Raw genomic sequence first — 26,827 nt, 5'->3', positions numbered from 1 at the left:
GCTTGGTTTGTGGTCCCGGGTAGGTGTGCACTGATCGGGTTTGGGATCGGGGAGTTCAATCAGGGAGGTTGTACATGTCGTACTCCGTAATTAAGTGCTCGTCCTGGCTGGGACGCTTTCTCCAGCGTCGTGGGCTTTCAGCTCCCGATCAGCGCGGACTCTATGCGTACCATTGCAGCCTCGAAGAGTACGGTGAGCTGCAGCATTTGCTCCTTGAGTTGGGCGGCTTTGATGCTGCGCTAAAGGACTCAGCAGCCTGTGCCAGTCTGGTGCTTTTTGGTTCGGAGTGGTATCGCCGTGAGTACCGCAGTGAGTATGCATGGACCTGGGACCCGATCTGGAAAGCTTTGGGATTCAATCTGTCGCCGGGTGAGTTGAGTAAGGCCATCCCAAAAGGGCTGGAGGGGTATTGGAAACGTCCACTTCATTTCTACGAAGCAGGACATCGGGATTTTCTGGGGTCGCTATTTGGCGAGGGGGGCTTGCCCTTTCAGGTATTGCGCGAGGGAGGCAGCCGTTTCCAGTGGCTGTTTGACCGTTTGCTAAGGCAGTACGACCAATGGCACCTGCTGGGGTTCAACACTCTCCAGCAGGTGGAACAGCAACTGGAAAAGGCCAGCCTTCCTCAGGTGTTTGCTTCGCGTACGTCGGTCGAATTGATTGCGCGTATGGTCGATGAGCTTGTGGCTCTGGTCCGGAATTATGGGCTGGCGCAGGCGGACGAGCCCGTCGTCCACCTGGATGCCCTGAACCCCAAGTGGCGTGAACTGTTCCCTCTTCCTCTGGATAACGAGACTGGCAGCGAACTCCTCAATGGACTTTTAAAGACCGCGACCATCGAAGGTAAAAAGCGACGCCGGGATGCTGCTGGATGGTCTTGCCGACACTTTTGGCAGGAGGCGCAGCCGGATGTGCTCAAGGTTCTGGTCTCGATGCCTGAGGAGGTGGCGCTTCGTCTGACGACGCAGCCATCTACCACCCGCTTTGAGTTGGCCATTGTAGAAGATGGACAGGTGATTGCGCCGCTTGGACCTGGCTACGCGCTGGTTGACAACGGCGTTGCCAAAATCCGGCTGCGTCTTCGTGAAGTGATCGGAAAGCGGCAGGATTGCAGTGCCCAATTGAGCCTGGTGGCTATGGCTGGCGGCATGCTGATCGCCACCCAGCCGATAGAGGGCAGTGCCGTGGCCCTTGGCGAAGTACCGGTGGGTTTCGAACCAGTGAATGACCGCTGGCAGCTGTGCGGTCAGGCTTCATTCAATACGGCTGGTGAAGAGCTGCTGTTGATGCTGCCCGACGGTGGCAAGTTGAGCACGGCTGCAGAGGGCTGGGAAGTCGTCTGCAGCGATATGGCGCCGGCTTTTTCGCTGCGTACGGTCAAGGTTCAGGGCAAAGCGCAGGTCCAGATTGAAAGCGATGAGCTCTACCGGATACGGACGGGACATGCGGCTGGTATGGGCTTGGGGCTGGAACTGACTGGCACCCAGATCGGCTGGCCGACCAAGCCCGCGTTGACTTTTGTCGGCCTGCCTCGTGTGCAGTGGCCGGCTACTGCCGGGGAGCTGCAGCAGCAGGGCGGCGACCTGTACATTGCCGGCAAGCAGCCGGGAAGCGGCTTGTTGCAGGAGGTACTCGGTACCCAATATGTGTCGGTGCGCAATCGTAGCGGCGACGCCCTGTTACGTCGCAGGGTGGGCATCCTGCCGACGGATTTCCGTGTTGAGCTGCGCAGTGGTGAGAAGCCGGGCCAGGGAAGCATTCTGGTGCATTCCCGGCAGCGTTGCCTGTTTCAGATTGTTGACGACAATCTGCAGGTACAGCAGGCAAAGCATGAGGATCACACCGAGCTAAGGCTTTTGGCAAAGGGCTTTCCTCCAGTCAGGGTCCGCCTTTCAGTCACCCCCAGCTTGATGGCTGATCCAGTGGAGATTGACCTGCCGTTTCCCAACTCGGGTTTTCTGGCCTTTGATGGCGCTGGCAAGCAGCTGAAACGCGATCTCAGCGTCGACGACCTGCTGGGAGCGCGTCTGTATCTATTTGGCCGGGCTGGCGCACCAACCCGCTTTAGCCTTGAGCTGACCCTCAGGGGTAGTGCGGCCAGGAATGCTTGTTACAGCTGGACCTACACGGCGGCCGAAAAGCCGCTGGAGATCAGTCTGTTGAATATCCGAGAACAGATTGTTGACCTGCTTTCGCTTCAGTCGGGCATCGATCAGGTCGTCGAGTTGCGGGTGTTCGGTAACGGTCAGGACGCCAGTTACCGTATCCGTAGGTATTCGACGGAGATGCAACTTGATCGCGACCGTCAGATTCTATGTGCTGCCAATCTGCACGATGGCGGCGAGGCCATTCCCGAACCGGTGTTGATGCTGTTGCATGATCCTATGCGTAGCTTCATCGCGCTCCGTTCCCGCACCAGCGAAGGTGTGCCCACCGGCGACTTCGAGTTACCGATAGCTGTTGAAAGGGATGGTCCCTGGCTGGTGCTGCCCAAATCGGGCTCATCTGTGTCATTCCGGCCGCTATTTTTCGCTGGTGGCTGGCAGCCTTTGGCGCCGAGCGATGGGATCCAGAGTCTGCAAAAGGCAGTGTTGACATTCGATCACGCTTCACCTGTTAGCTCTTTCACGCCTGTGTTGGATGCCATGGCGGTTAACCCTATGCATAGCGGCTGGCAGTTCTTGCGGGCCTTGTATGAGGGGTACGGCTATCTGCCCCTGGCGACCTTCGAGGTCTGGAAGGCTCTGGTAGGGCACACCCGAGCGTTGGCGATGGCACTTTTCAAGTTTGAGATGGAGGCGAAATTCCTTGGCCGGCTGGAGGCTGAGTTTCCGATTTTCTGGGAGTTTCTTCCCATTGCAGAAATCCATCTTGCGGCCAAGCGCTTCGCTGCATTCCTTAAGGTTAAAGGGGTCGCTGAGGAAGCCATTGATGCTCTGATCGGACGAATGTTTTCGCGATTGGGGGAAACCTATCCAGCCTACGGTCAGAGTGTGCAGCGCTTCCTTTCAGGTAAGCCTGTTGGTCCAGAGATCAAGGTGCCGTTAGCGACTTTCAAGAGTGTCGTGCACGGCTGGTACCTTGAGTTGATTCGTGAGCGCAGTGAGGCCAAGTGGCCGGAGTTCGGCGGCAAGCGGCTGGAGCGTTGGCACAGCAGCCAAGGCGGCTCGGTGATTGCCTTCAGGTCGGAAATGGACTACCGCAATGCGGTGCTCTATCTACCGGTGTTTGCCGCTGCGGTCGCCTGTGGCAAGGCTCGGTTCGCAGATGTGTTTGCGGATGGCGTCGAGGCGATTTTCTTCCTGCGCCAGGTCCGCGATTTCGATTCGAAGTGGTTCAACTCGATCTATCAATATTGCTTGTTGAACAGCGTTATGGATATGCAGAAGGCAGAGTCGGTTAATGGATAAGTATTTCTCTGGGCTAGTCGAGCAGGCGCTTTCCCGTACCACTGAGTCCACCTTGAGTATCTTGAGCATTACCGATCCGAGCTTGCGTGAGCACCTGGGAAGTCTGATGCGCGCAGAGTGCGGGAAGGAGGGGGCATTCCTGGCGCCACCCTTGTTCGAGCAGACCTTCGGTTGGGAAGAGTCGGCGTTCACCATGGAGCAACTGACGAGCAAAGAGCAGTTGCTGAGCAAGGAGATCGTGGCCTCGCTCGATGGTAAGGCGAATGGGCGTTACCGCTTTGGCGCGAGCTGGAAACCCTTCACCCACCAGTTGGCCAGCTGGCGCTCGCTACTAGAGAAGAAGCATTCGGTGGTCGTCACCAGTGGTACCGGCTCGGGAAAGACCGAATGCTTTATGGTGCCGGTACTGGAGGATCTTTATCGCGAGTACCGTGATGCAGGTCGCCAGCCGCTGGTCGGGGTTCGAGCGCTGTTCCTGTATCCACTTAACGCCCTGATCAACTCGCAGCGCGAACGCTTGAATGCCTGGACTCAGAGCTTTGGAAGCGGCATTCGCTATTGCCTGTACAACGGCAATACACCGGAGTTGCAGGCGAAGGTGCGCAGCGAGCAGAGCCAAAAGCCTAACGAAATTCTGTCGCGCGAGCTGATACGTACGCAACCGGCGCCCATTCTGGTCACCAACGGCACCATGCTCGAATACATAATGGTGCGCCAGGTCGATGCGCCCATCGTAAGAATCTCCAGAGAGCAGAAATCGCTGCGCTGGATTGTTCTGGACGAGGCTCACACTTACGTGGGGTCCCAGGCGGCTGAATTGGCATTGCAGCTGCGACGGGTGATGACAGCCTTCGGCGTTACGCCTAAGGATGTCCGCTTTGTGGCAACCTCGGCGACCATTGCCGGCGAGGACGCTGCAGGACAGTTGAAGCAGTTTCTCTCGGATCTGTCGGGGGTGCCGGTTACGCAGATCGATGTTTGGGGGGGTAGCCGGGTCATTCCTCCTCTTGCACCTTGCCAACAAACGCTGGTTCCTCTGGAAACGCTCGAATCCATGCCGCCTGTAATTGCGGACGATCCAGAAGTTCATCCGGATCGATACGAGGCCCTGGTCCATTCTCCGCAAGCCCGAGCACTGAGAAATCTGCTGGTGACCACCCCCAAGCCGTTGAAGCTAACCGAGATGGTCAGCCAGATGCGTCAGGAAGGTGGGTGGTCACTGTCGCAGGACGAAATACTACGTTGGTTGGATGTGTGTTCAGGCACTCGTCCTTCAGCCAGTGAGCCGGCGTTTCTGAAGCTGCGGGCGCACTTCTTCCAGCGCACTACTCACGGGTTATGGGCCTGCTTTGACAAGTGCTGCTCAGCAAAGTCGGGAACGGCGCTGCAACAAAACTGGCCCTTTGGTTATGTCTACGCCAATCAGAGGCAAACCTGCAGCTGTGGCAGCCCGGTATTCGAGTTGGCGTTCTGCAATGACTGCAATGAGCCGCATCTGCTGGCGCGGGATAAGAACGGAAAGCTGATCCAGTGGGAAAGCTCTGGTGGCGATGAATTTTCCCTGCAGACTGAAAAACCTGTTGAGGAAGATGCGGGGGCTGGTGGCTCAGGGGTACTTTCAGCCAAGACACCGCTGGTGCTTTGCTCGTTCGAGAATGCCGGCAGCGCATACATCCCCGTTGAAGTCGATAAATTCGCTGGTTCCTTCGCATCTGTATCAGCTGAACGGGTACGGCTTGGGGTTAGAGATCTTGATGCCAAGTGCAGCCGCAACAGCTGTGGATTGAGTGGACTGCACGGGGCTTCTCCTTTCCGCCGCGCAATGCTGGGCGGACCCTTCTATGTAGCCAATGCCGTGCCGACAGTCCTTGAATACTGTCAAGACTATCAAGAGGAAGATCAGACGCCGGAACACGGTCCGCAGTCTCTGCCTGGTAGAGGCCGTCGGCTAATTACCTTCACGGACAGCCGCCAGGGCACGGCGCGCATGGCTGTACGTATGCAACAGGAGGCGGAGCGCAGCAGGTTGCGTGGACTTGTCGTGGAGATTTTGAGCTGGCACCAGCGGAGCCAGGTCAGCTCTCAGGTAGATTCCAGCAGCATCGATCCGTCGGTCTTGCAACAATTAATCGCCAAAGCGAAAGAGGAAGTAGAGCTATACCGCAGCGTTGGTATCAAGGACGAAGTCAGGGCCGCGGAGGAAAAAGTTACACGGTTTACGGCCTTGCTAGCTTCAGCAACTGGAGCGAAAGTTAGGCCGACGCTAGTTTCTCTAGCCTGGTCGGAGCTCGCCAATGAGCTCAAGCAGAAGGCAGACCTGAAAGGCTCGATGCTGCTTTACAACAAGTATCAGAAGCCCGAGATCTTCCGGGACCATGATGGCCCCTACAAGCTGGCGGAAATGTTGCTGTTCCGCGAGTTTATGCGCCGCCCGAAACGGCAGAACAGTCTGGAAACCCAAGGGCTGGTGAAGGTCGGATACGTTGGCCTGGATACGGTCCAGGAAGTGCCGGCGTACTGGGGGCAGAAAGGTCTGACGCTCGATGATTGGCGTGACTTCCTAAAGGTGGCGCTGGACTTTCATGTGCGGGAGAACAGCTATATCCAGGTCGATGAGGGCTGGTTGAGTTGGATCGGTAACCGTTTTTCTGCCAAGAGTCTGCGTAATCCCGAGTCAAAAGAAGCGGATGAGATCCGGGTCAAGCGCTGGCCTCAGATCCGCAATGGCAACCATTCCCAGCGCCTTATCAAACTATTGTTGCTTGGTGCTGGTTTGAATCCGGCTAACACCGCCGACGTTGATCTGGTCAATGCTTGGCTACGGGCTGCCTGGTTGCAGTTGACCAGACCGGGTTCAGCGCTGAAGGCTGACGAAAACCGGTACTACCTACCCAGAGAGCACATGCTGTTCTCGTTGGTTGACCGGGCCTATGTCTGTCCGGTTACCAACAAGCTGTTGGATACCAACTTCAAAGGCTTTACGCCTTACCTACCCGCTCACCTAGATTTCTCTCAGTTGACTGAAGAGCAGCGCAAGAGCTATCAGGCAGAGCCGGTTGAGCTACCTGACCTGTGGGAGTTTGACCGTTCTCAGGATGACTATGCGCCGGGACTTGCGCGAGTTAGAAACCTGGTGACGAATGATCGTCTTGTAAGCGATCTGCGAGCACGGAACCTGTGGACGGATATCAATGATCGGGCAGTGGAGGGGGGCTTCTATTACCGTACAGCGGAGCACTCGGCCCAGCAGTCTTCTGAACGCCTCGGCTCCTATGAAGAGATGTTCAAGAAGGGGCAGCTCAACGTTCTGAACTGCTCCACTACCATGGAGATGGGCGTAGATATTGGCGGTATTTCCGCTGTGGTCATGAATAATGTACCGCCGCACCCGGCCAACTACCTGCAGCGTGCCGGTCGCGCGGGGCGAAGCAAGGAATCCAGGGCGATTACCTACACGCTTTGTAAGAACAACCCGCATGATCAACAGGTTTTCGCCAATCCGAGTTGGCCGTTCGAGACCAGGATCCCCGCGCCAGTGGTGGCGTTGAACTCCGAGCGACTCGTACAACGGCACATCAACTCGTTACTGTTGGCGGACTTTCTCTGCAATGTGGTCGGGCCCACTCAGACTGAGAAAACCAGTCTGAATACACAGTGGTTCTACGACGATGAGCACGGCCTCTCACAATGTGACCGATTCATTGAACGGCTGGGACAAGTTGTTACCGATCTGGATGACGCGCTCAAAGACTTGGTGAAAGGCACAGCTCTGGTCGGTGTGGACCCGGCTCAACTGCGCCGTCGTTCAATCGATTCGATCAAGCCGCTGCAGAGTCGTTGGCTGAATAGCTATCGCTTCTTACTTTCTGAGGAGAAGCACGCGAAAGCCAACACCCCCTATCTGAAGCGTCTCCAGATTGAAAAGGCTCGCCACTGCAATGAGTACCTGTTGCGGGATCTTGCTGCGCGTACCTTCCTGCCTGGTTACGGCTTCCCTACCGACGTGGTGAACTTCGATAACTTCACGATTGAGGATTATATCCGCGAACAGGACGCGGGGAAAAAGTTGAAGCACGATCGCGAGGACAACGTATCCCGTTACAAGGGACTGCCTTCACGCAACCTGTCGATTGCCATTCGCGAGTACGCTCCTGGTGCAGAAATCGTTCTGGATGGCCGGGTGTTCAGGTCTGCCGGCGTTTCCCTGCACTGGCATAACCTCAATGCTGATAGCAAAGAAGCGCAGAAAATGGACATTGCGTGGCGTTGCGATGTCTGTGGCGCTCTGGACTATGAGGAGGGGCTGGTGAAGACCGATGAGCTGACTTGCAGCAATGTCGACTGCCAGTCACTGATCAAGCCCCAAAACATTCGCAAGGTCCTGCAGCCCTCTGGTTTTGTCACCGATGCTTATGAGTCGGCTTCCAATGACATCCAGCATCAGAAATTCATCCCAGTTGAAACCGCCTGGGTTTTCGTCAACGCCAACAAGACTCCATTGCCAAACCCGGCGGTTGGGGCAATGGCTTATGGTGCGGATGGAAAGGTCTTCCATCACAGCTCGGGCGAGCACGGAACAGGTTATGCCTTGTGCATGAGTTGTGGTCGAGCTGAGTCCATGCAGCCGGATAGCGGGTTCCCGCGAGACCTGTCGCCGTCTGGCGAGCACTATCCGCCGCGCCCGACCAAAGAGGACAAAGATCAGAACAACAAGCGCCTTCCCTGCCAGGGCAGCGGGAGCATTCTTCCTAGTGTGAGCCTTGGAGCGGTGGCTACCACTGATGTGTTTGAGCTCACTTTGCACCATCCAGTACGCGGTGAGTTTATTGCAGACTCGGCGCAGGGCAGTGCAATTGCCATCACGCTCGCTGTAGCTCTACGTGCAGCCCTGGCTGAGATACTAGGCGTATCTGCTTCCGAATTGGGCTATGCAACTCGGCCAAGCAAACTGCCAAGTGGGCAGTCTATTCGCGTCCTTCAGCTTTTCGATGTAATCAGCGGTGGTGCGGGCTTTGCTACTAGCGCACCGCTGCATGTTGAACGACTGCTGCGGGGGATGGTGGAGAAGCTCGACTGCAAGCATTGTGAAACTGGCTGTAGTGAGTGCCTGCTGGACTCCCAAACGCGGCATGACCACGACAAGCTGGATCGCCAGTTAGCGCTCGACTGGCTGGGCTCGGACTTCATTCATCACGTGGGTTTGACCGCCGAAAACAAACTCTCCTTTGCTGATGGCCAATATGCGCCTGGCAGCATTGAGAGCGTTCTGCGCCGGCTGATCAATGAGGGTGTCGAGAGAATCACTCTGGTGGCCTCTGGTGATATGGCGGAGTGGGATCTTCTTGCTCCACAGTTCCGTAAGGCGATTCAGACCTATGTTTTGGCCGATGAGCTGACTGTTGATCTGCTCGTACCAGCAGGCATCACCGATGGGGTTCTCGTGCAGGATCTCCAGCGCCTGTCGGACCTTGGAGTAAATGTCGGGAATGCGATTACTAAGCCAGGCGAGCATCTCGTTGCCCAAGCATTTAAAGGGGGCGAGGTTGTCACGCTGGCCTCGCGCAGCCTCGTGGCAACCGTCCCAGGCCGCAGCTGGCATCAAAGCGATGAGCTAGTCGTACTCTCGAAAAGTCAGCCGGAACTTGGCTGGAAAGCGATGGACCTTTCCCGTGCAGAGAGTGACTCCTACGGCAAGGTAGGGATCGTCGATATATCAATTCACGAAGAACTCAATGGGTCCCTGCTGCAGTTCGGTGAGCGTTTCTGGGAGCTGCTTGGCGCTAGAGATCAGCAAGTTGCTGACGTGATTGCGACTGCGAAGATCAACAGGCTGACCTACTCAGATCGTTACATTCAGAACCCTGCGGTCGTTACGATCCTGGGGGCGGTTCTGAAGAATCTGAAGAGCCGCATTTCTGCAGATGCGGTTGTGCAGGTGAAGACGCTATTCAAATCAGGTCGGCTGCAAGGGCGTAAAGCCTTTGATGACTGGGCCAATCAGGACGATTTCGAGTTCTTTTCACGCAATTGGCTGTCGGCAATGGTTGGGCATCAAGTTGAGCTGGTTGTGGAGTTATCGAATCGCGAAATCCCTCATCACCGTAGGTTGGAGCTTGAGTTTGACGACGGCAGGACGCTGAAGGTCAGGTTCGACCAGGGTGTGGCCTATTGGCAGGTTCGCTTTAGCTCGCATAGCGACATGTGGTTTGACTTTGATCTGGCTGCCCAGGATCAACTTATGCATATGGCTAGGGTGGTTGAGACCGCCCGGATACAGAACTCTGAGCAGAAGTGGGCGACGGACGTGTTGGTCGAGCTAAAGAGCTAACCTCTTGTGCCTACAGACATTGCCTGAATTGATATGACGAGGTGTCCGCTGCTCTTTGCTTGAGTTTCAGGGAGAGGCTTTCCTCTCCCGCCTCAACCGCCAGTTCATCGCCCAGAGGCCAGCCAACCTGCTCAAGTAGATCCGTCTCCACTAAAACGCAGCGTTCCGGGTGGAGATGATGGCTTTAATGCGTTCGCCGAGCAGCCTCCAAGCTTCGGTTTTCTCTTTGGCATAGTCGTGATGCAGGTAGTGTCGACGTACCTTGGATCCACCGAGTAGGTGGTTCTGGCAGCGATCAATGATTTCGAGCGTTACGCCTAGCTCCTGCATCATGGTCGCGCCTGTACGTCGTAGGTCATGAGGTGTCCACTCGCCCTTGGATCCCTTGCTAAGCACTAGCGAGTCGTCGTGATGTCGGCCCGCCAGAGGCTTGCTGCGGTTTTTGAAGCGACACTGTCGGTCTCCAATGAGCTTGCTGACCGTCTTGGTGTCGACGTGGTTTTTGCTATCCTTGTTGGGAAAACAGAACGGTGTATCGTTGGTTTCTTTGTGCAGTCTCTTGAACTGCTCAAGAGCGAAGGCTGAAAGAAATACGTGGTGATCTTGGCGCTTACCCTTATGGCCCTTTGTCGCTTCGGCTGGAATGAACCAGGTGCCTTTATCCAGATCCACATGCCGCCATTCAGATTTGAGTAGCTCGCCGATACGGCAAAGGGTGCTCAAGCAAATCCATACAGCGCACTGAACACGCGGGTTGACCGGGCGAATGCCAGAGTACTTCTGGCCGGAGGGTAGGGCCTCGTAGTCGCTCTCGAGGTGCTCGAAGATATCGCTCAGCTCGCGGATCTCATCCGGCGAAAGCAGTCGGTCGCGCTGTTCTTCGTATTCGTGGTCGAGCAGTTTGTTGACGTCGATTAGGTCGGCAGGGTTTCCGTCAGCCATCAGAGTACGCCACGGCTTTCGCTTTTCTCCCCAGCGCAGCATCTGGCCGATATCCTTGCTGCGAATCACGACGGTACGGTTCAGACCACGCGCTTTAACCGAGCGCAGGACGGTGAGCAGATCTTTCTCTGTCAGGCTGCGCAGCGGCTTCTTGCCAATGAGGGGTAGCACGTCCTTTTTGAAGCTTCGAACCAGTTCGGCATTGCCATCCTGGCGGGAAACGCCGTCGCGTATCCATTCGTCAAACAGGTCAGCCACTGTTTTGTTTTCGGCGGCTTCACGCTCTGCTTCAGCGATAGTGGTGGCAATCGCAGCTTGTGCCGCGATCCGGGCTGCTTTGGCGGCAAGGGTAGGGTGCAAGCCTTTCGTGACGAGTGTCCGGGCTTCGTCTCGCTCAGATCGGATTTGCGCCAAGCTTTTCTTCGGCCAGCTGCCCAGCCGCTTTCGAGTTCTGGAACCATCCAGTTTGAATTCATAGCTGAACTGCACCGTGACTCCGCGTACACCAGCTCGCACCTCGGCAACCAGCCCCCCATCCTCTCGGAAGACCTTTCCATGATCTTCAGCTGTGAAAGCCTCCAGTTGCTTGATCGTCAGCTTGGCCACTCTCTACCCCTAGCAATATTCTTCGCCCCTGAATTTTGTGCCACTTTTGTGCCACCGAAACGCTTGGCTGGTGGCGGACGATAGTGGACGCTATGGGAAGGTAAGATAGCCTGAAAGTACCGTGGTTACTAGGCTTTCTGTTGTTTGTAGATGTCTCTAACGATCTATGGAAGTCCACAAATTAAGCGCATGGGGTGCAAGGGGTAGAGTGTTCGAATCACTCCGTCCCGACCATATTCAGAGAAAGGCCGGTTCAGAAATGAACCGGCCTTTTTCGTTTTATAGTGTTTGGGAGTATGGGCAAGGCATTCGTCGCTCTTCCCTGTTGCAGGAAGCTCGTTTGCTCTTTACCCGTTTCAAGCGAGTGTTCGATGTAATGGCCTGCGTCCGCACGCGCGAAGTACAACTCCGCCACCCTTCCTCTCTTAGGTCAATCAGTTGTGGAGTTGAGCTCGCACGTCGCAGGTCCAGTTTTGCTGGCGACGCAGGTTGACGATCTGCAGCAGGGCGCCCAGGGAGGCCACGCCGCCAGCACAAGCGGCCAGGGTCCAGGTGGGCATCTGCAATAGCAACACGAATCCACCCGCCGCCGCGCCAATGGCACTGCCCAAATAGAGTGCTGACTCGTTCAGCGCGATGGCAAGGTTCCCGTCGCCCTGAGCTTGCCGCGCCAGGATCAATTCGTTGTTCTGCGGCACTTGCAAGGCCCATCCAACGGCGCCCCATAGGACGATGGGCGGCATGACCAGCCAGGTGCCCAGTGCTGCGATCAGCGGCAGCACAAGCAACGAAGCAGCGAGGATTACCATGATAATGAAGGTCAGGACCGGCCCCTTGATACGGTCCACCAGGGGACCAACCAGGAAGCTGCCCAGCACGCCGCCGATGCCCCAGACCCAGAGGTAAGGCGTGACCGAGCTCACTGCACCATAGGCAGGATCGGCCAGCAGTGGGGCAATGAAGGTGTACATGCCTAGGCTGGCGATGGCGGCCAACAGGGACACCAGCAGGATGATCAACACGTGACCATCGCCGAGGATCGCCAGCTTCTGGGCCAACGAACTTGCTGCGGCCGCAGGCAGGGCCGGGAGTTTCAGTAGCAAGCCGATGAATGCCACCAGGCCGAGCAAGGTGACCAGCCACAGGGCGGCTTGCCAGCCCATCTGATCGGCGATCAACAGACTGAGTGGTACGCCTAATACCACGCCGCTGGCCATACCTCCCATGATGATGGCGATGGACTGGCCGCGACGTTCCGGCGAGGACACCGCGGTCGATGCGCCGATGCCCATTGCCAGGTACACGCCGGCGCCGATACCAGCGATGGCGCGCCAGACCATCAGCGTAGTGAAGGTTTCGGCCAGCGCGCTAGCGGCGTTGGCGATGACGAACAGGCCAAGTGCCAGTAGCAGGCCGGTGCGTTGGCGATGCGCCGGGGTCAGGGCAACGAAGATCGGAGAGCCCAAACCGTAGGCTAGGGTGAAGGCCGTCACCAACTGGGCAGCCACTGCCACGGACACCGTGAACGACGCCTCAATCATCGGGATCAGGCCCGCGGTTACGTAGGAGGCCATGCCGAGGGCAAACGCTCCGACCGCGATGAGGTAGATGGGGGATTGGTTGGTTGTGTGCATGCATAGGCTCGCTTGCGCTCCACGGAGGCGCATGTGGTGGGACATCAGAAGGTTGCGACCCCAAGCAGGGGCCGCATCCGGTTAGGGGCTAGAGTTTGAGGCTGACGTCGTACTCGCTTAGCCAGGTGTTGAGGCCGACAGCCAGCTCCATGCCCATGCGCTTATGCATGGAGGAGACGCTGCCGAGTGGTTTGTCCAGCGTTTTTCGGATCCGGCCGTTGTCGAGCAGCGGTATCACAGGGGCATTGCGATCCGCTTGGATGGCGACCAAGGAGTTGCGCAATGCCTGTTCGTAGGCCGGGTCCTGCGTTGACGGGTAGGGGCTCTTGACTCGTTCGCTGATCGACTCCGGCAGAAGGTCACGGGTTGCTGCGCGCAGGATGCTTTTCTCCCTCCCGTCGAAGGCCTTCAGCGCCCAGGGTATGTTGAAGGCGTACTCCACAAGTCGGTGATCGCAGAACGGTACCCGCACCTCAAGGCCAACGGCCATGCTCATGCGGTCCTTGCGGTCCAGCAGGGTTTGCACGAAGCGTGTCAGCTTGACGTGGCTCATTTGCCGCATGCGAGCCGCTGGCGCAGTAGGTCGCCAGCGCATTGTGCATCTGCTCGCGTACGGTCGGATGTTGGGACATCGCGAGGTAGGCAATGCTGCACCAGGCCACGATCGGCTCCTCTTTATGACAGCCCAGTTTCGCCAGAGGGTATTGTCCGCAGACGAGGCTTAGCGCCATGAAGGTTCGGTACTGGTTGGAGGATTTCAATGCATTGAGTTGTTCCCGAAGAAGTGTTTGATACATCCGTTTATCTCCTTAGCAAGTTGGTGACTCGTCTCTGTTGACTTCCTCATCAAGCAAGAGCTCTGGCGTGGGTATTTGGGGCCAGGTAGGGGTATTCTTCTTTGAGTTTATGGGGGTTACAATTTGATAATTTATGCTGTTACTGGAGGTAATTGGATGAGCGCACCCCGCACGCTCGAGCGCACTCGGGCAGAGCTGGCTGAATTTCTGCGTAGCCGCCGTGAACGTATTTCTCCAGAGGAGGTGGGGCTGCCAACCGGTAGCAGGCGACGCACACCAGGTCTGCGCCGTGAGGAAGTGGCCACGCTGGCCGGAGTCGGCTTGTCTTGGTACACCTGGCTCGAGCAAGGGCGGGAAATCAGTGTGTCTGCCACCTTCCTCGACAACCTCTCGCGAGCGCTCAAGCTGGACGCTGCAGAACGGCGCCACTTGTTCCTGCTGGCTCACCAGCGTTTGCCGCCCGAGCCGGGAAGAACTTGGTGCGTAGTGCCGCCGCTGATCCATCGACTGATGGGCGACCTGCCTTCACGTCCGGCATATGTACTTAACCTGCGCTGGGACGTGCTGGCTTGGAATGCCGCGGCGGATAGGGTGTTCGGTTTCTCTGCGCTGCCGGCGGATCGTCGCAACCTGCTGTGGATGCTGTTCACCAGCCCGGCCATGCGCGCGTTGTTCACCCCCTGGGAGGAGCAGGCATTGCAAATGCTCTCCAGCTTCCGTCGTGACTTCGTACGGGCAACCCAAGATCCGGAAATCGTCGCTCTGGTGAAGGAGCTTTTGAAGGTGTCTCCTGACTTCAGGATCTGGTGGCGGCAGCAGGATATCCATGGGCCATGTCAGGGTATTCGCAACCTTAACGTCGAGTCGATTGGCCCGGTGGTGTTCGAGCACACCACACTGACTATCGATGAGGATCGCCATTTACGGCTGGTCTACTACGCGGCCAAGGAAGCGAGGGCGGAGAGCCAAGCCTTCGAGCAATGGCTGTAGCGGGAGCCGGCTCAGGTGCCGGCCGGGAAAGGCAGTCAGCCAAAGCGAAAAGTGGATAAGAGGAAAGGGAGGCGGAAAGGGGGGCAGATTGATTTATTATCGAGCGGTTCCCGAGTTTGCGGGCACTGTTGCAAACCTTGCCCACGGTCGCCCACTCAAGCGCTGATTCCGATGCGAGCATTAGCAACATCATTCGCCGCCGTGGCACTGGGGCTCTGGTCTGGAGTACTCCACTGTTTGGTGCCGCGCGTCTTGCCGGCTTCGCCGGCATACTTGCGCCTGGAGGGTCTTCGTGGGGTGCTGACCAACTCTGAGCGAAGTTTTCTACTCCTGAGCCGTTGCTGAGTACCTTTTTGCCAGGCGGGGCTGAGCACTGTGGCAACCTGATTCATCCTTCTCCTAGCAGCCGCCGGGGCCCAGCACACTCTGTTCGAGCACGTTGTCAGCGCCAGCATTGAGATCAGTTGGCGCTCGGTGATAGAGGGAATAGCGTTGCGCGTCAATCTCGTTACCGAGGTTTGAGATTACACCTCGTCGATCCGCATCTTCGATCGTTGCATTGTTTCGCCGATTGCTAGCGTGCCCGGTTGCGGTGATGAGTTTTGCGGGAATCCCCTCGCTGAACCTATCCTCCGAATGCGTCGCGAAGCACCCAATTGCCTAGTACCGATTGTCCCTACGAAATTTCTTACGGCTCTGTGAGCAGGCTAGCACCCCGCGTGGCATATGCCCCCCCCTTAGAGTCGCTGATAGCGTGTGCCCATCAATTTTGTGGGGCGGGAGCCAAACGCTAGTGAGCCAAGGATTGGCAACAACGAGCCCCGGGTGGTGCTCAGCCTCGGCCACGGTCATTTCGTATTGATCCGATGAAAGATGAAAACATTGCGGGGCTGGCGCTACCCATTGACCTGGTTTGTGTTGTCCGCGGTGGGCGAAATGTTGTGGGTCAACTACGAGCTACCCACTTCCCCCCAGGAGCTGCGAAGAGCAAGCCAATCATCGGCCAGGGTAGCGTCGAACACCGAAGCTGGTGCTTGAGACAGGGAGGCGGACTGCTCCGATGGCTTCGTTGATAACAACAATAAGGAGGCGACTCAATGTAAGGTTCTGCAATGCGCCGTGCTCTGAATGCGCGGCATATCCGCTTCATCGCTCTGGGCTCGGTCATTGGCACGGGACTGTCCTTCGGCTTGGCTGCGGCCATTCATTGGGCGGGGCCTTCGGCATTGGTGGATGCCGGTGGACCCAGTGACGCGGGAGTCGACTCTGTAATTCGTGGCCGGTTCCCATCTGGGCCCTGGCTCATGCCTCGAAGCTTCTTGGACAGCGAGGCCCGCTGGTTCCCTGAGGGCAGCCTGGCTGACCTGCCGAACATAGAGGTGGACCGCTCACGCTGGAACATCCTCGGCTGGGAACTGGAGCCGGGGGATGCGGTGTTCTTCCACATGCTGACTTTGCACGCTTCGGGTGGGGAGTCGGAGGCGAAGGGCGTTCTCTCTCCGCTTCCTCGGTGAGGACATGCGCCACGCCCCACGGGTCTGGAAGACGTCGCCAGAGTTTCCGGGGTTGATCGACCAGTTGCCTGACGGCGCGCCTATGGAGCATTCGCTGTTTCCGATGCTGTGGCCGAGGGGACAGTAAGGCGTTTGACCCGCAGCTATATGAAGAGGACGGAAAGCGCTCGGCCCCTTCCAATTACCTTGTCGTTTCCCGCAGGCGGCGTATCGTGAAAGACACACTCCTGTATGGAGGTGCTCCTATGTTCCAGGTAATGCGAAATGGTGAGAACCGCGTAGACGTCGACTTTGCGGGCAAACTCGATAGCAATGGCATGCGCGCAGCGATTGATGAGCTGTCGCAACAGTCCGAGGGTATCGCTCATGGCCGAATGCTCTATCGGATAGGTAAATTCGATATGCCGACACTGGGCGCCATGGCCGTCGAGGTCTCTCATATTCCACAGCTGTTCAAGGTCGTTCGCCGATTCGATCGCATGGCGGTGGTGGCCGACACAGGGTGGGTGAGGAAGGTGAGCGAAGTTGAGGGGGCGCTGATTCCGGGTCTGAAGATAAAGGCATTCGGTTCGCAGCAGGCCGCCGAAGCCGAAGCTTGGCTACAGCGCTAATCACAAAAGGCTTCGGCTTGAATTGCGCCGCCTTTTGGCGGCGCTTCTGTTTCTCATGGCCCATGAATCTGCCCAGTGCTGAAGCCGCACTCAATCAGCTCGCGAATCCAAACATAGGCCGCAGTATGGCGGTTGCGTAGTCGCTAAAGCCGCTTTCCAGTCGCGCGGATTCGATCAGCCTCTTCGATTCGCAATGCCGTAGCGCGTGCTGATGCCGGCGTGAGATATCAGTTCTCCAATTTGCATAGCTCCGTCCAATGAGCCGAACGATACGGGCTTTCCACTAGTTGAAAGGTCAAATGTGGCGTCTGTATTCGAATATGTGCAGATTCCCTCTGAATTTCCTGCAGTGGTTTTGAGAAAAATCCCATATGCATCAGAGTCCTTTCTGGTTTTTTTGCTGTGGCACTTTTTTGTTCGTTTAATGGATAATTAATTGCGTTCAAATACATTCGCTCCAGTAAATCGCGCGATGTAGAAAGTTATCTGTACTGCTATAGGGAAATGCAAATGGCTTCGAGCAGCTTTCAAAACGAAGTGCCCAAGGCGCGGGTAAACATAAAACTAGATTTGCACACTGGCGGTGCCCAGAAGAAAGTCGAACTCCCCCTGAAGTTGATGCTTATGGGCGATTACAGCAATGGGCAAGAGCGGCGCCAACTCTCCGAGCGAAGCAAGGTCGACATCAATCGGAATAACTTCGATAGCGTACTCTCCGAGTTTTATCCGAAACTTAAGCTGGACGTGGAAAATACGCTTGCAGGTGACGGCTCAGAGGCTTCTGTGGAGCTGTCCTTTCGCAGTATGAAGGACTTTGAACCAGAGCATGTTGCACGACAGATTCCACAACTTCGTGCGCTACTTGCGATGCGTAATTTGCTGCGTGACCTAAAGTCAAACTTACTGGACAACGCTACCTTCCGACATGAACTGGAACGCATTCTGAAAGATGATGCCTTGAGTGACGAATTGCGCACTGAATTGTCCGCACTCGCACCGCAAGACATTAGTTAATTGACTCCGGTTCGTGTAAAAGGAAGATGGTTTATGTCCGTAGAAAATGTATCCGCCGCTTCGCTCGGCTCAGCAGTATTAAATGAAGAAAACCAAGGTGTTTATGCCTCGCTTTTCCGCAAGATCAATCTCAGCCCAGTGAGCGAATTGGGCGGCATTGACGTTTTTCAGAATACCGAAGCTTTATCAGAAGCATCGACCGATGAACGGGTTACCGCTGCGGTCAGCGTTTTCCTGCATCTGCTCAAAAAATCAGCGCAGAAAGTCGATCGTCTGGACAAAACGCTGCTCGATGAACATATCACCTCGCTGGATGAGCAAATCAGTCGTCAGCTCGACGCGGTCATGCACCACGCTGATTTCCAGCGTGTGGAGTCGACCTGGCGGGGTGTTAAGTCGCTTATCGATCAGACGGACTTCCGCCAGAACGTCCGAATCGAACTGCTTGATATCAGCAAGGACCATCTGGTTCAGGATTTCGAGGATTCCCCGGAAATCGCCCAGAGTGGTCTATATATCCACACCTATACCCAGGAATACGACACCCCGGGTGGTGAACCAATCGCTGCAGCAATCTCCAACTACCAGTTCGATCGCAGTCCGCAGGACATTGCACTGCTGCGCAACATCTCCAAAGTTGCCGCGGCCGCGCATATGCCTTTCATCGGTGCTGTGGGGCCGGAATTCTTCGGCAAGGAAACGATGGAAGAAGTCGCCGCGATCAAGGACATCGGCAACTACTTCGATCGCGCCGAGTACATCAAGTGGAAATCGTTCCGCGACAGCGATGATGCCCGCTACATTGGCCTGACCATGCCGCGTGTTCTAGGTCGCCTGCCCTATGGGCCGGATACGATCCCAGTGCGCAGCTTCAACTATGTCGAAAGCGTCAAGGGGCCGGATCACGACAAGTACCTGTGGACCAACGCATCATTCGCGTTTGCTGCCAACATGGTGAAGAGCTTCATCAACAACGGTTGGTGCGTCCAGATCCGAGGCCCGCAATCGGGTGGTGCGGTGACTGATTTACCTATCCACCTCTATGACCTGGGCACTGGCAACCAGGTGAAGATTCCCTCCGAAGTCATGATCCCAGAGACCCGCGAATGCGAATTCGCAAATCTGGGTTTCATCCCGCTCTCCTATTACAAGAATCGCGATTACGCGTGCTTCTTCTCCGCCAACTCTACTCAGAAGCCGGCCTTGTACGATACGGCCGATGCCACCGCCAACAGTCGGATCAATGCACGGTTGCCCTACATCTTCCTGCTGTCGCGCATCGCTCACTATCTGAAGCTGATCCAGCGGGAAAACATTGGCACCACCAAGGATCGGCGCGTTTTAGAGCTGGAGTTGAACAAGTGGATCAGTGGGCTGGTTACGGAGATGACCGACCCCGGCGATGACCTCCAGGCGTCGCATCCCCTGCGCGAAGCAAAGGTGATTGTCGAGGATATTGATGACAACCCTGGCTTCTTCCGCGTCAAGCTGTACGCCGTGCCGCATTTCCAGGTAGAGGGCATGGACGTCAACTTGTCACTAGTTTCGCAAATGCCCAAGGCCAAGGCCTGAGCGACACCATAGGGAAATAACGTCATGAAAATTGACCGCCCCCTATGGGCTGCGGGGGCATTACTTTCCCCGCAGCAGTTCCAGCAGCAGGCGCGCTGGGAGGCATGGACCAACGAGTGCCTCGCTCAACTTTCACTTGTGCACCCTTGGGGTGTGCTGGACGCAGTGTTCGACATGGACGCACTGCGACTGGGCAAGCTCAAGGCATTGCGGCTGCGGGTACGAATGCCCGATGGCACCCTGATTGATACCGATCAGGTCGATCACCTGCCGCCCGCCCTGGAGTTGTCCCGCGTGCTTCCCGACGACGTTCAGGGTGCCAAGCTGCTGCTGGCGCTGCCGTTAGAGCATGCCAATGGCAACAATTGTGTGCTCGACGGCAGCAAGGCGGACCGGCCTACCCGTTACCGTCAGGACTGGCGTCAGGTGCAGGATCTTTATGGTGCCGAAACTCAGTCGATCGGCGTAATGGAGCACCAGTTGAGCCTGCGCCTGGCCGGCGATGACAACGGCGACTACCTCACCTGCCCACTCGTGCGCCTTGTGCGGGATGGTCAAGGCGCATGGAGCGTCGACTCCGGCTACGTTCCGCCGCTACTGAGCTTTGCGGCGCATCCGGGCCTGCTGACGCAGCTGGACAACCTGTTGACGCAACTGTCGGCCAAGCGGCATCGGCTTATGGGGATGCGTCGTGAAAGCAACCAGCGCATGGCCGACTTTGCGGTCGCTGACGTGTCGCTGTTCTGGCTGCTCAATGCACTTAACACCTACCAGCCGGTGCTGGCGGATCTCCAGGCTCATCCTGCGCGCCATCCCGAACAGGTCTATCTGGAACTGGTGAAACTTGCAGGAGGCCTGCTGACCTTCTCGCTTGAGCACGATATCGAGACGATTCCGGCGTATCGCCATGAGCAGTTGGCTGCCGTGTTTCCGCCGCTGATGAGCACCATCTCCACGCTTCTTGAAGCCAGCTTGCCGTCGCGTGTAATCGCCCTGGCGCTGGAAGACACGGGACCGAATCGTTGGAAGGTCACGCTCAACGATCCACGCCTGCGCGAACTCGACGGTGCCGATTACTACCTGTCCGTGCGTTCATCTCTTTCAGCTGCACAGTTGCAGAGTCGGTTTCCACGCCTGTGCAAGGTTGGCGCCCCGGACGATGTTGATCACCTGGTTAACGCGGCGCTCGATGGCATTCCATTGCAGCCGCTCAGTCAAGTGCCGGCCGCCATTCCATTGCGTCTGGAGAATCAGTACTTCGCGCTCGATGTCCGCCATCCCAAGGGGCAGGCCATGTTGGCCGAAGGGGTTTGTGCCTTCTACGTTCCCAGCACGGTGATGGACGCAAAGCTTGAACTGTTTGCGGTGCTACGCACATGAGCCGAAACGACGATAAACAGACGCAGCCAATGACGGATATCGACGCGCTGCTGCAGGACAGTTACCTACTGGTTGTGGAGCTGCGAGAAGGCGCCTCGGCAAGGAATGGTCGAGACCTCTGGAAGCATTGTTCCAGTCAGATTGAGCACGTACGCCAACGGCTTGAAGACGCCGGAATGAGCGAGAAGAGTATCAACCACATCAGTTACGCCCATTGCGCCTTGCTGGATGAGACGGTGCTCCGCTTTGCCAGTGAAGATGCCCGCGCGGACTGGGCCGGCGAACCGCTGCAGGCGAAGTTCTTCAATCGTCACCAGGCGGGCGAGTTCCTTTACGAGGATATGCGCGAAGTCCTTCGCGAATCGGCGCCGGACATACAAGTTCTCAAAGTGTTCCAGCGCGTTCTGATGTTGGGTTTCAAGGGGCGCTATCTCAACCTGGATCACCCCGAGCGCGAACAGTTCTTGGCAGAGTTGAATGCGCGCGTTGCGCCGCTGGCTATCCCGCATTCGCTGACCACGCATTTAGGTCGGGCTGGAGATTTCCATGCGCATCGCTGGCTTCGCTCGCCATTGCTGCAAACGCTCGCAGTGATGCTGCTGCTCCTTGGCACCTGGTGGGGCCTGAATCGCCTGCTGGGAAGAGTGGTCTCCTCGCTCCTTCCCGGGCAGGTGTAAGGAGTGGCGAATGAGCTTGAAGCTGACACGAAGTCTCTGGATCTGGGCCGCTGTGCTAGCCATGGTGCTGCTTTTCATCATGCCGCTGACAGGCGGGCTGCGTGGGTCCATTGCGCTGGCAATCGTGCTCGCTCTCATCACGGCGTGGTACTGGTCGGGGCGGCAGACGGCCAGACAGCGCGAGGCGTTGGCGCTCGTTGCGGGCATTTCCCTGCCGCCTGCGGATTATCGGCTGCCAGTAGTGCTGGTCTGCGGCGACGCCCTGGAGGGGTTGTTCGCAAGGTCGAGGGTTGGTGAGGCAGCCCTGCGCATGACGCCGCAGGGCTGCTACCTGCAGGTGGAAAGCCCCGAGCAGCTAGCGCATATGGCCAAAAGCATTGTGGTGCATCGGCCCCATTGGAGCGTCCAGCTCAGTGTCCTCTATGTCGTCAATCCGGGCGAACATAGCGATGCGCTAGTACTGGCAGGGCAGATACAAACACTCCGCCACCAATTGGCTCTTGCGCGTCGGTGTGGGCTCACGTTGCCGTTGCTACATGCCACTTACCTTCAGTCCAGTCAGGTATCTGAGGCTTGGTTCAGTTGGGAGTTTGGTGCCCGGCAGCCGAATGTTCGCGAGGCGGGTGCGCTCAAGAGTCTGAGCGAGTGGCAGTGGCAGGCAGTTGACTTGCCGATTCGCTCGGCCCGGCTGAGCAATGGCGTCCAGCTGGAGAGTGTGGCGGCGTGGTTGGCCGAACATGTGGTGAAACACCTAACTACCCACGACGCCCGTGTGCCCGCTAGTCCTCCTGTGGTCTGTGCGGTCAGGCTGGTACCAGAGTTGCCCAGTCCAGTAGACGCCAATCTCTGGCAGCAATGGCTGCGCGACAAGACCGCACTGATCAAAACGATACATGTGGAGCAGGGCATCGCTACGGAACTGCCGTTCCCGGACCCACTTTTGCCCCTCCTGCCTGTGGAGGGGCGCGACGTGCAGATACGCCGTACCGGCCTGATTGCGCTTTGGCTCTTCGCAGCAGCAGCGCTGCCCGCATTGGTCAGTTCGACCTGGCAGAACAATCTGTTGGCACGCCAGGTCAGCGATGACTTGCGCCGTTACCACGCCATCCCGCATCCGGCAAATCGGAGCCAGCCCGAGTTCGAGCTGCGCGAGGCAGCGGTAACTGCGCTCCGCCAGCATGTCGCGCGTCTGGACGACTACTACCGCCACGGAGAGCCGTTACAGCTCGGCCTTGGCCTTTATCACGGCGAACCCCTGCGCGCGGAGCTTCTCGATGCTGTCGCCGCCTACCAGCAACCGCAAGAGATGCCGGCCGTCGCGGCAACCCCCGGCCCTGTTCGGCTGAGCAGCCTTTCGTTGTTCTCCGTAGGCAGCGCAACCCTCAAGCCGGACGCAACCAAGGTGCTGATCAACGCGCTGGTCGGCATAAAGGCCCAGCCAGGCTGGCTGATCGTCATTGCCGGCCATACCGACGCCACCGGCAGCGCCGAACAGAACCTCCTGTTGTCGCAAGCCCGCGCCAACGCCGTACGCGACTGGATGCAGCGAATGGGCGATTTCCCCGATAGCTGCTTCGCGGTGCAAGGTTTCGGTGCCAGCCAGCCGATAGCCAGTAATGACGTCGAGATCGGACGTGCCGCCAATCGGCGCGTCGATATCCGCCTGGTTCCAGAAGTGGGGGCCTGTGCGTTGCCCATGGATGAGCCGGCCGGGCACTACCAGTCGCATTCCGCGGCTTTCAACCTCTGAGAGAAGGAGCTTCACATGGCAATTCCCGTATACCTCTGGCTGCAGGACGATGGCGGTGCAGAAATCAAGGGTTCGGTGGACGTGCAGAAACGCGAGGGCAGCATCGAGGTAGTCGCGCAGGATCACAGCCTTTACATCCCCACCGACAACAACACCGGCAAGCTGACCGGCACCCGGGTCCACACCCCCTTCCTTTTCACCAAGGAAATCGATGCCTCCAGCCCCTACCTGTACAAGGCGGTGACCACCGGCCAGACCCTCAAGAGTGCTGTATTCAAGTGGTATCGCATCGACGATGCGGGCCAGGAAGTCGAGTACTTCATCACCAAGCTGGAGAACGTCAAGGTGGTGAAAGTTGCGCCCAAGATGCACGACGTCAAGGACCCGTCCAAGGAGAAGCACAACCACCTGGAACAGGTCGAGTTGCGCTACGAGAAGATCACTTGGACATACAAGGACGGCAACATCATCCACGCCGACTCCTGGAACGAGCGTCAGAGCGCCTGACGCCAGATAGACCGGCAGACCTCCTCGTTCTGCCGGCTCTGGTGCGCCGGGTTGAGCGTCCGTTCGCGGGCGTTCAGCCAGGCACATCGTTACGCAGCCGGACGCTCAAGCACCGCCGTTACCCGTACAAGGATGCACTCGAATGGCCAAGAATTCCGCCAGTCTGCTTCGCCGACTCAACCCTTATTGCGCCCAGGCACTGAGCGCGGCGGCTTCGCTGTGCCAGAGCCGCGCCCACGCGCAAATCGCCATCGAACACTGGCTGCTCAAGCTGTTGGAGCAGGGCGAGGGCGACCTCGTCCTGATCGCACGCCGGTATGAATGGGATCTGGATGAGCTCTGGCAAGGCCTGCTCGACTACCTCGAAAGCCTTCCCCGCAGCGTGCGCGACAAGCCGCAGCTGTGCGGAAAGCTGCAGCAACTGATCAAGAGCGCCTGGCTCCGCGCCTCGCTGGACGATTGCGACAGCCTGCGTTCCGTGCACCTGCTCAGCGCCCTGCTGGAAACTCCCAATCTGCTCGAGTGCGAAGCCGTATGGCCTTTATTCAGTCTCAGCGACACGCAGTTACAGCACCTGATGCCGTTGCTGGACCTGCACTCCATGGAGCGCCCGGACATGCAGAGGGAGGCCGCCTTGGGTGTCGTCGAGGCAATGGGTGCCGCGCCGGCCATACCCACTACCCGCACTGCCAGGAACGAGGCCCTGCAGGTCGTGCTCGACAAGTTCACTCAGGACGTTACTGACAAGGCGCGAGAAGGGTGCATCGATCCGGTGTTCGGCCGCGACGACGAAATACGCCAGGTCATCGACATCCTCAGTCGGCGGCGCAAGAACAACCCAATCCTGGTGGGAGAGCCGGGCGTCGGCAAAACCGCTTTGGTCGAGGGCCTGGCCCTGCGCATCGCCGAAGGCAACGTCCCCGATAGCCTCAAACCAGTCAGCGTACGCACGCTGGACCTTGGGTTGCTGCAGGCCGGCGCTGGCGTCAAAGGCGAGTTCGAACAGCGCCTGAAGAACGTCATCGACGCGGTACAGCAATCGGAAAATCCCGTCCTGCTGTTCATCGACGAAGCCCATACCCTGATCGGTGCCGGCAACCAGGCTGGCGGAGCCGATGCGGCCAACCTGCTGAAACCTGCGCTTGCTCGCGGCGAACTGCGCACCATCGCAGCCACGACCTGGAGCGAATACAAACAGTATTTCGAGCGGGACGCGGCCCTGGAGCGGCGCTTCCAGATGGTCAAGGTAGACGAACCCGATGACGCCACTGCCTGTCTCATGCTGCGTGGCCTCAAGGCCCGTTACGCCAGTCACCATGGTGTGCACATCGAAGATGCCGCCGTGCAAGCCGCAGTCAGCCTGTCACGGCGCTACCTGACCGGTCGGCAACTTCCCGACAAGGCCGTGGACCTGCTCGACACCGCCAGCGCTCGTGTGCGCATGAGCCTTGATTGCGAGCCCCAGGCGCTGGTGCGAATCAAAGCCCGGCAGTCGGCGCTCGAGCTGGAGCATCGGGCATTGGCGGCGGACAGCCGCTACAGCGGCCACATCGCCCCTGATCGACTGGAAGCAATTGCTGCCCAGCGCGTCGAACTGGAGCAGCAGTACGCGGAGTGGGAGCAGCAATATCGCCAGGAGCTTGACCTCAGCCGGCAACTGCTCGACGCGCGCCAGGCCGAGCCTGCCCAAGTGGGTCTCTGTGCCGACCTGCAACGGCAGCTGGAAGAGGCCCAGAGCAATCAACCGTTGCTGTCGCTCGATGTCACCCCGCGCAGTGTGGCAGAGGTCATCGCTGACTGGACCGGTGTACCCCTGGGCAGCCTGCTCAAGGACGAGCAGGCCAGTCTATTGGAACTGGAACATCACCTCGCAGAGCGGGTGATCGGCCAGGACCAGTCCCTTGGCGCCCTGGCGCAACGCCTGCGAGCTGCCCGAACCGGGCTGACGGATGAGCGAAAACCGCAAGGCGTGTTCCTGCTCGTCGGCCCCAGCGGTGTTGGCAAGACCGAAACCGCGCTGGCTTTGGCTGACTGCCTGTTTGGCGGTGAAAAATCGCTGATCACCCTGAACCTCTCCGAGTACCAGGAAGCTCATACCGTCAGCCAGCTCAAGGGCTCGCCACCCGGCTATGTCGGCTATGGACAAGGGGGCGTGCTCACCGAGGCGGTTCGTCAACGCCCCTATAGCGTGGTCCTGCTCGACGAAGTGGAAAAGGCCCATCGCGACGTACTCAACCTGTTCTATCAAGTCTTCGATCGCGGCTTCATGCGCGATGGCGAGGGCCGCGAAATTGACTTCCGCAACGCCGTCATCCTGATGACCTCCAATCTCGGCAGCGACCTGCTGCATGACTGCCTCGAAGCACAACCCGACTCCACCGATGAAACTTTGCAGGAAGTGTTGCGCCCAATCCTGCGCGAACACTTCCAGCCGGCACTCCTGGCGCGGTTTCAGACGCTGATCTACCGGCCGCTACGGGCTGACTCGCTCAAACGCATCGTCGCCCTCAAGCTTGCCCAAATCGCCCGTCGCCTGCGGCGCCACTATGGTCTGGAGTGCCACGCCGACGAGGCCCTCGGTGAAGCCCTGGTGGCCGCCTGCCTGCTGCCCGATACCGGCGCCCGCAACATCGACAGCTTGCTCGACCAGCAGATTCTCCCGGTGCTCAGCCAGCAGCTCCTGCAACGTCAGGCCGCGCGTCAGAAAACCGTGGACGTAACGCTTGGATACAGCACTGAGGACGGCATCACTCTGCATTTCTCCAACCTGCGGGACGAAGTACCTCCCGTCACTGAGGAGGCCTGAGCATGCTCACTGAAATCCGCCCCTTCTTCGATCACAGCCGCCACCAGCTCAAGGTCCGCAACCTCGACGCCACGCTCGACGTGCTCGCCTTCCAGGGCGAGGAGGCGCTCAGCGAGCCGTTCCGCTACCGCATCGAGTTCACCTCCAGCCAGCGCGATCTGCCGGTTGACCAGCTCCTGGGGCAGGACGCCGCGTTCAGCCTCTACCCGTCGCCCATGCCGCTCCCCATCATCGGCCTCAGCCCGCCGGTGAACCGGCCGCTGCGCACCTTGCATGGCGTCCTCACCGG

General features: G+C 58.1%; 13 protein-coding genes and 4 pseudogenes. 14 read left to right on the top strand and 3 right to left on the bottom strand.

What is annotated here, in order from left to right:
• Positions 1-74 precede the first annotated feature (74 nt).
• Positions 75-3,410: an STY4851/ECs_5259 family protein gene (locus E8E75_RS14125; RefSeq protein ID WP_280359214.1), complete on the top strand. Its 3,336-nt coding sequence runs from the start codon at positions 75-77 to the stop codon at positions 3,408-3,410.
• On the top strand, positions 3,403-9,738 hold the full coding sequence (locus E8E75_RS14120; RefSeq protein ID WP_280359213.1) for a DEAD/DEAH box helicase: 6,336 nt from the start codon (positions 3,403-3,405) through the stop codon (positions 9,736-9,738). Before E8E75_RS14125 ends, E8E75_RS14120 begins: the two co-directional genes overlap by 8 nt.
• A gap of 150 nt (positions 9,739-9,888) precedes the next feature.
• On the opposite strand, the gene E8E75_RS14115 is transcribed toward E8E75_RS14120, so the two are convergent.
• The 3 genes and pseudogenes from E8E75_RS14115 to E8E75_RS14105 all read right to left on the bottom strand — a co-directional run.
• Entirely contained in the window at positions 9,889-11,286 is a 1,398-nt protein-coding gene (locus tag E8E75_RS14115; RefSeq protein ID WP_280359211.1) for a site-specific integrase, read from the bottom strand.
• A 434-nt stretch (positions 11,287-11,720) separates the two neighbouring features.
• Complete coding sequence (locus E8E75_RS14110) at positions 11,721-12,920, bottom strand: MFS transporter (RefSeq protein ID WP_153917131.1); 1,200 nt, start codon at positions 12,918-12,920, stop codon at positions 11,721-11,723.
• An 88-nt stretch (positions 12,921-13,008) separates the two neighbouring features.
• Positions 13,009-13,485: pseudogene (locus tag E8E75_RS14105) on the bottom strand (asparagine synthase C-terminal domain-containing protein); the annotation flags it as partial.
• Positions 13,486-13,873: 388 nt separating this feature from the next.
• Between E8E75_RS14105 and E8E75_RS14100 the strand changes: the two are divergent.
• From E8E75_RS14100 to E8E75_RS14045, 12 genes and pseudogenes are all read left to right on the top strand, one after another.
• Positions 13,874-14,707, top strand: a complete 834-nt coding sequence (locus E8E75_RS14100; protein ID WP_153917128.1) for a helix-turn-helix transcriptional regulator — start codon at positions 13,874-13,876, stop codon at positions 14,705-14,707.
• 1,112 nt (positions 14,708-15,819) lie between these two features.
• Positions 15,820-15,939 (top strand): annotated as a pseudogene (locus tag E8E75_RS14095) (hypothetical protein); the annotation flags it as partial.
• Positions 15,938-16,348 (top strand): annotated as a pseudogene (locus E8E75_RS14090) (phytanoyl-CoA dioxygenase family protein); the annotation flags it as partial. The pseudogenes E8E75_RS14095 and E8E75_RS14090, both read left to right, overlap by 2 nt.
• A 118-nt stretch (positions 16,349-16,466) precedes the next feature.
• Positions 16,467-16,832, top strand: coding sequence for an STAS/SEC14 domain-containing protein (locus E8E75_RS14085; RefSeq protein ID WP_120650382.1), 366 nt, complete (start codon positions 16,467-16,469; stop codon positions 16,830-16,832).
• A 510-nt stretch (positions 16,833-17,342) separates the two neighbouring features.
• Positions 17,343-17,846 carry a type VI secretion system contractile sheath small subunit gene (gene tssB / locus E8E75_RS14080; protein WP_120650384.1) on the top strand — a complete coding sequence of 168 codons (504 nt, stop codon included), beginning with the start codon at positions 17,343-17,345 and terminating at the stop codon, positions 17,844-17,846.
• A gap of 33 nt (positions 17,847-17,879) precedes the next feature.
• Entirely contained in the window at positions 17,880-19,418 is a 1,539-nt protein-coding gene (gene tssC, locus E8E75_RS14075; protein WP_153917126.1) for a type VI secretion system contractile sheath large subunit, read from the top strand.
• 24 nt (positions 19,419-19,442) lie between these two features.
• Positions 19,443-20,798: a type VI secretion system baseplate subunit TssK gene (gene tssK / locus E8E75_RS14070; protein WP_153917124.1), complete on the top strand. Its 1,356-nt coding sequence runs from the start codon at positions 19,443-19,445 to the stop codon at positions 20,796-20,798.
• Positions 20,795-21,475, top strand: a complete 681-nt coding sequence (tssL, locus tag E8E75_RS14065) for a type VI secretion system protein TssL, short form (protein WP_153917123.1) — start codon at positions 20,795-20,797, stop codon at positions 21,473-21,475. Before tssK ends, tssL begins: the two co-directional genes overlap by 4 nt.
• A gap of 61 nt (positions 21,476-21,536) precedes the next feature.
• On the top strand, positions 21,537-23,225 hold the full coding sequence (locus E8E75_RS14060) for an OmpA family protein (RefSeq protein ID WP_280359206.1): 1,689 nt from the start codon (positions 21,537-21,539) through the stop codon (positions 23,223-23,225).
• A 15-nt stretch (positions 23,226-23,240) separates the two neighbouring features.
• Positions 23,241-23,732 (top strand): Hcp family type VI secretion system effector, encoded by a 492-nt coding sequence (locus E8E75_RS14055; RefSeq protein ID WP_153917119.1) that lies wholly within the window; start codon positions 23,241-23,243, stop codon positions 23,730-23,732.
• Positions 23,733-23,874: 142 nt separating this feature from the next.
• The gene (tssH, locus tag E8E75_RS14050) at positions 23,875-26,538 is read left to right on the top strand and encodes a type VI secretion system ATPase TssH (protein ID WP_153917117.1); all 2,664 of its coding nucleotides are present in this window, start codon (positions 23,875-23,877) and stop codon (positions 26,536-26,538) included.
• A 2-nt stretch (positions 26,539-26,540) separates the two neighbouring features.
• Positions 26,541-26,827: pseudogene (locus E8E75_RS14045) on the top strand (type VI secretion system tip protein VgrG); the annotation flags it as partial.

Source organism: Pseudomonas sp. BN606 (assembly GCF_029873115.1).
Lineage (GTDB): Bacteria > Pseudomonadota > Gammaproteobacteria > Pseudomonadales > Pseudomonadaceae > Metapseudomonas.
This window is presented reverse-complemented; position numbering and strand designations above follow the sequence as displayed.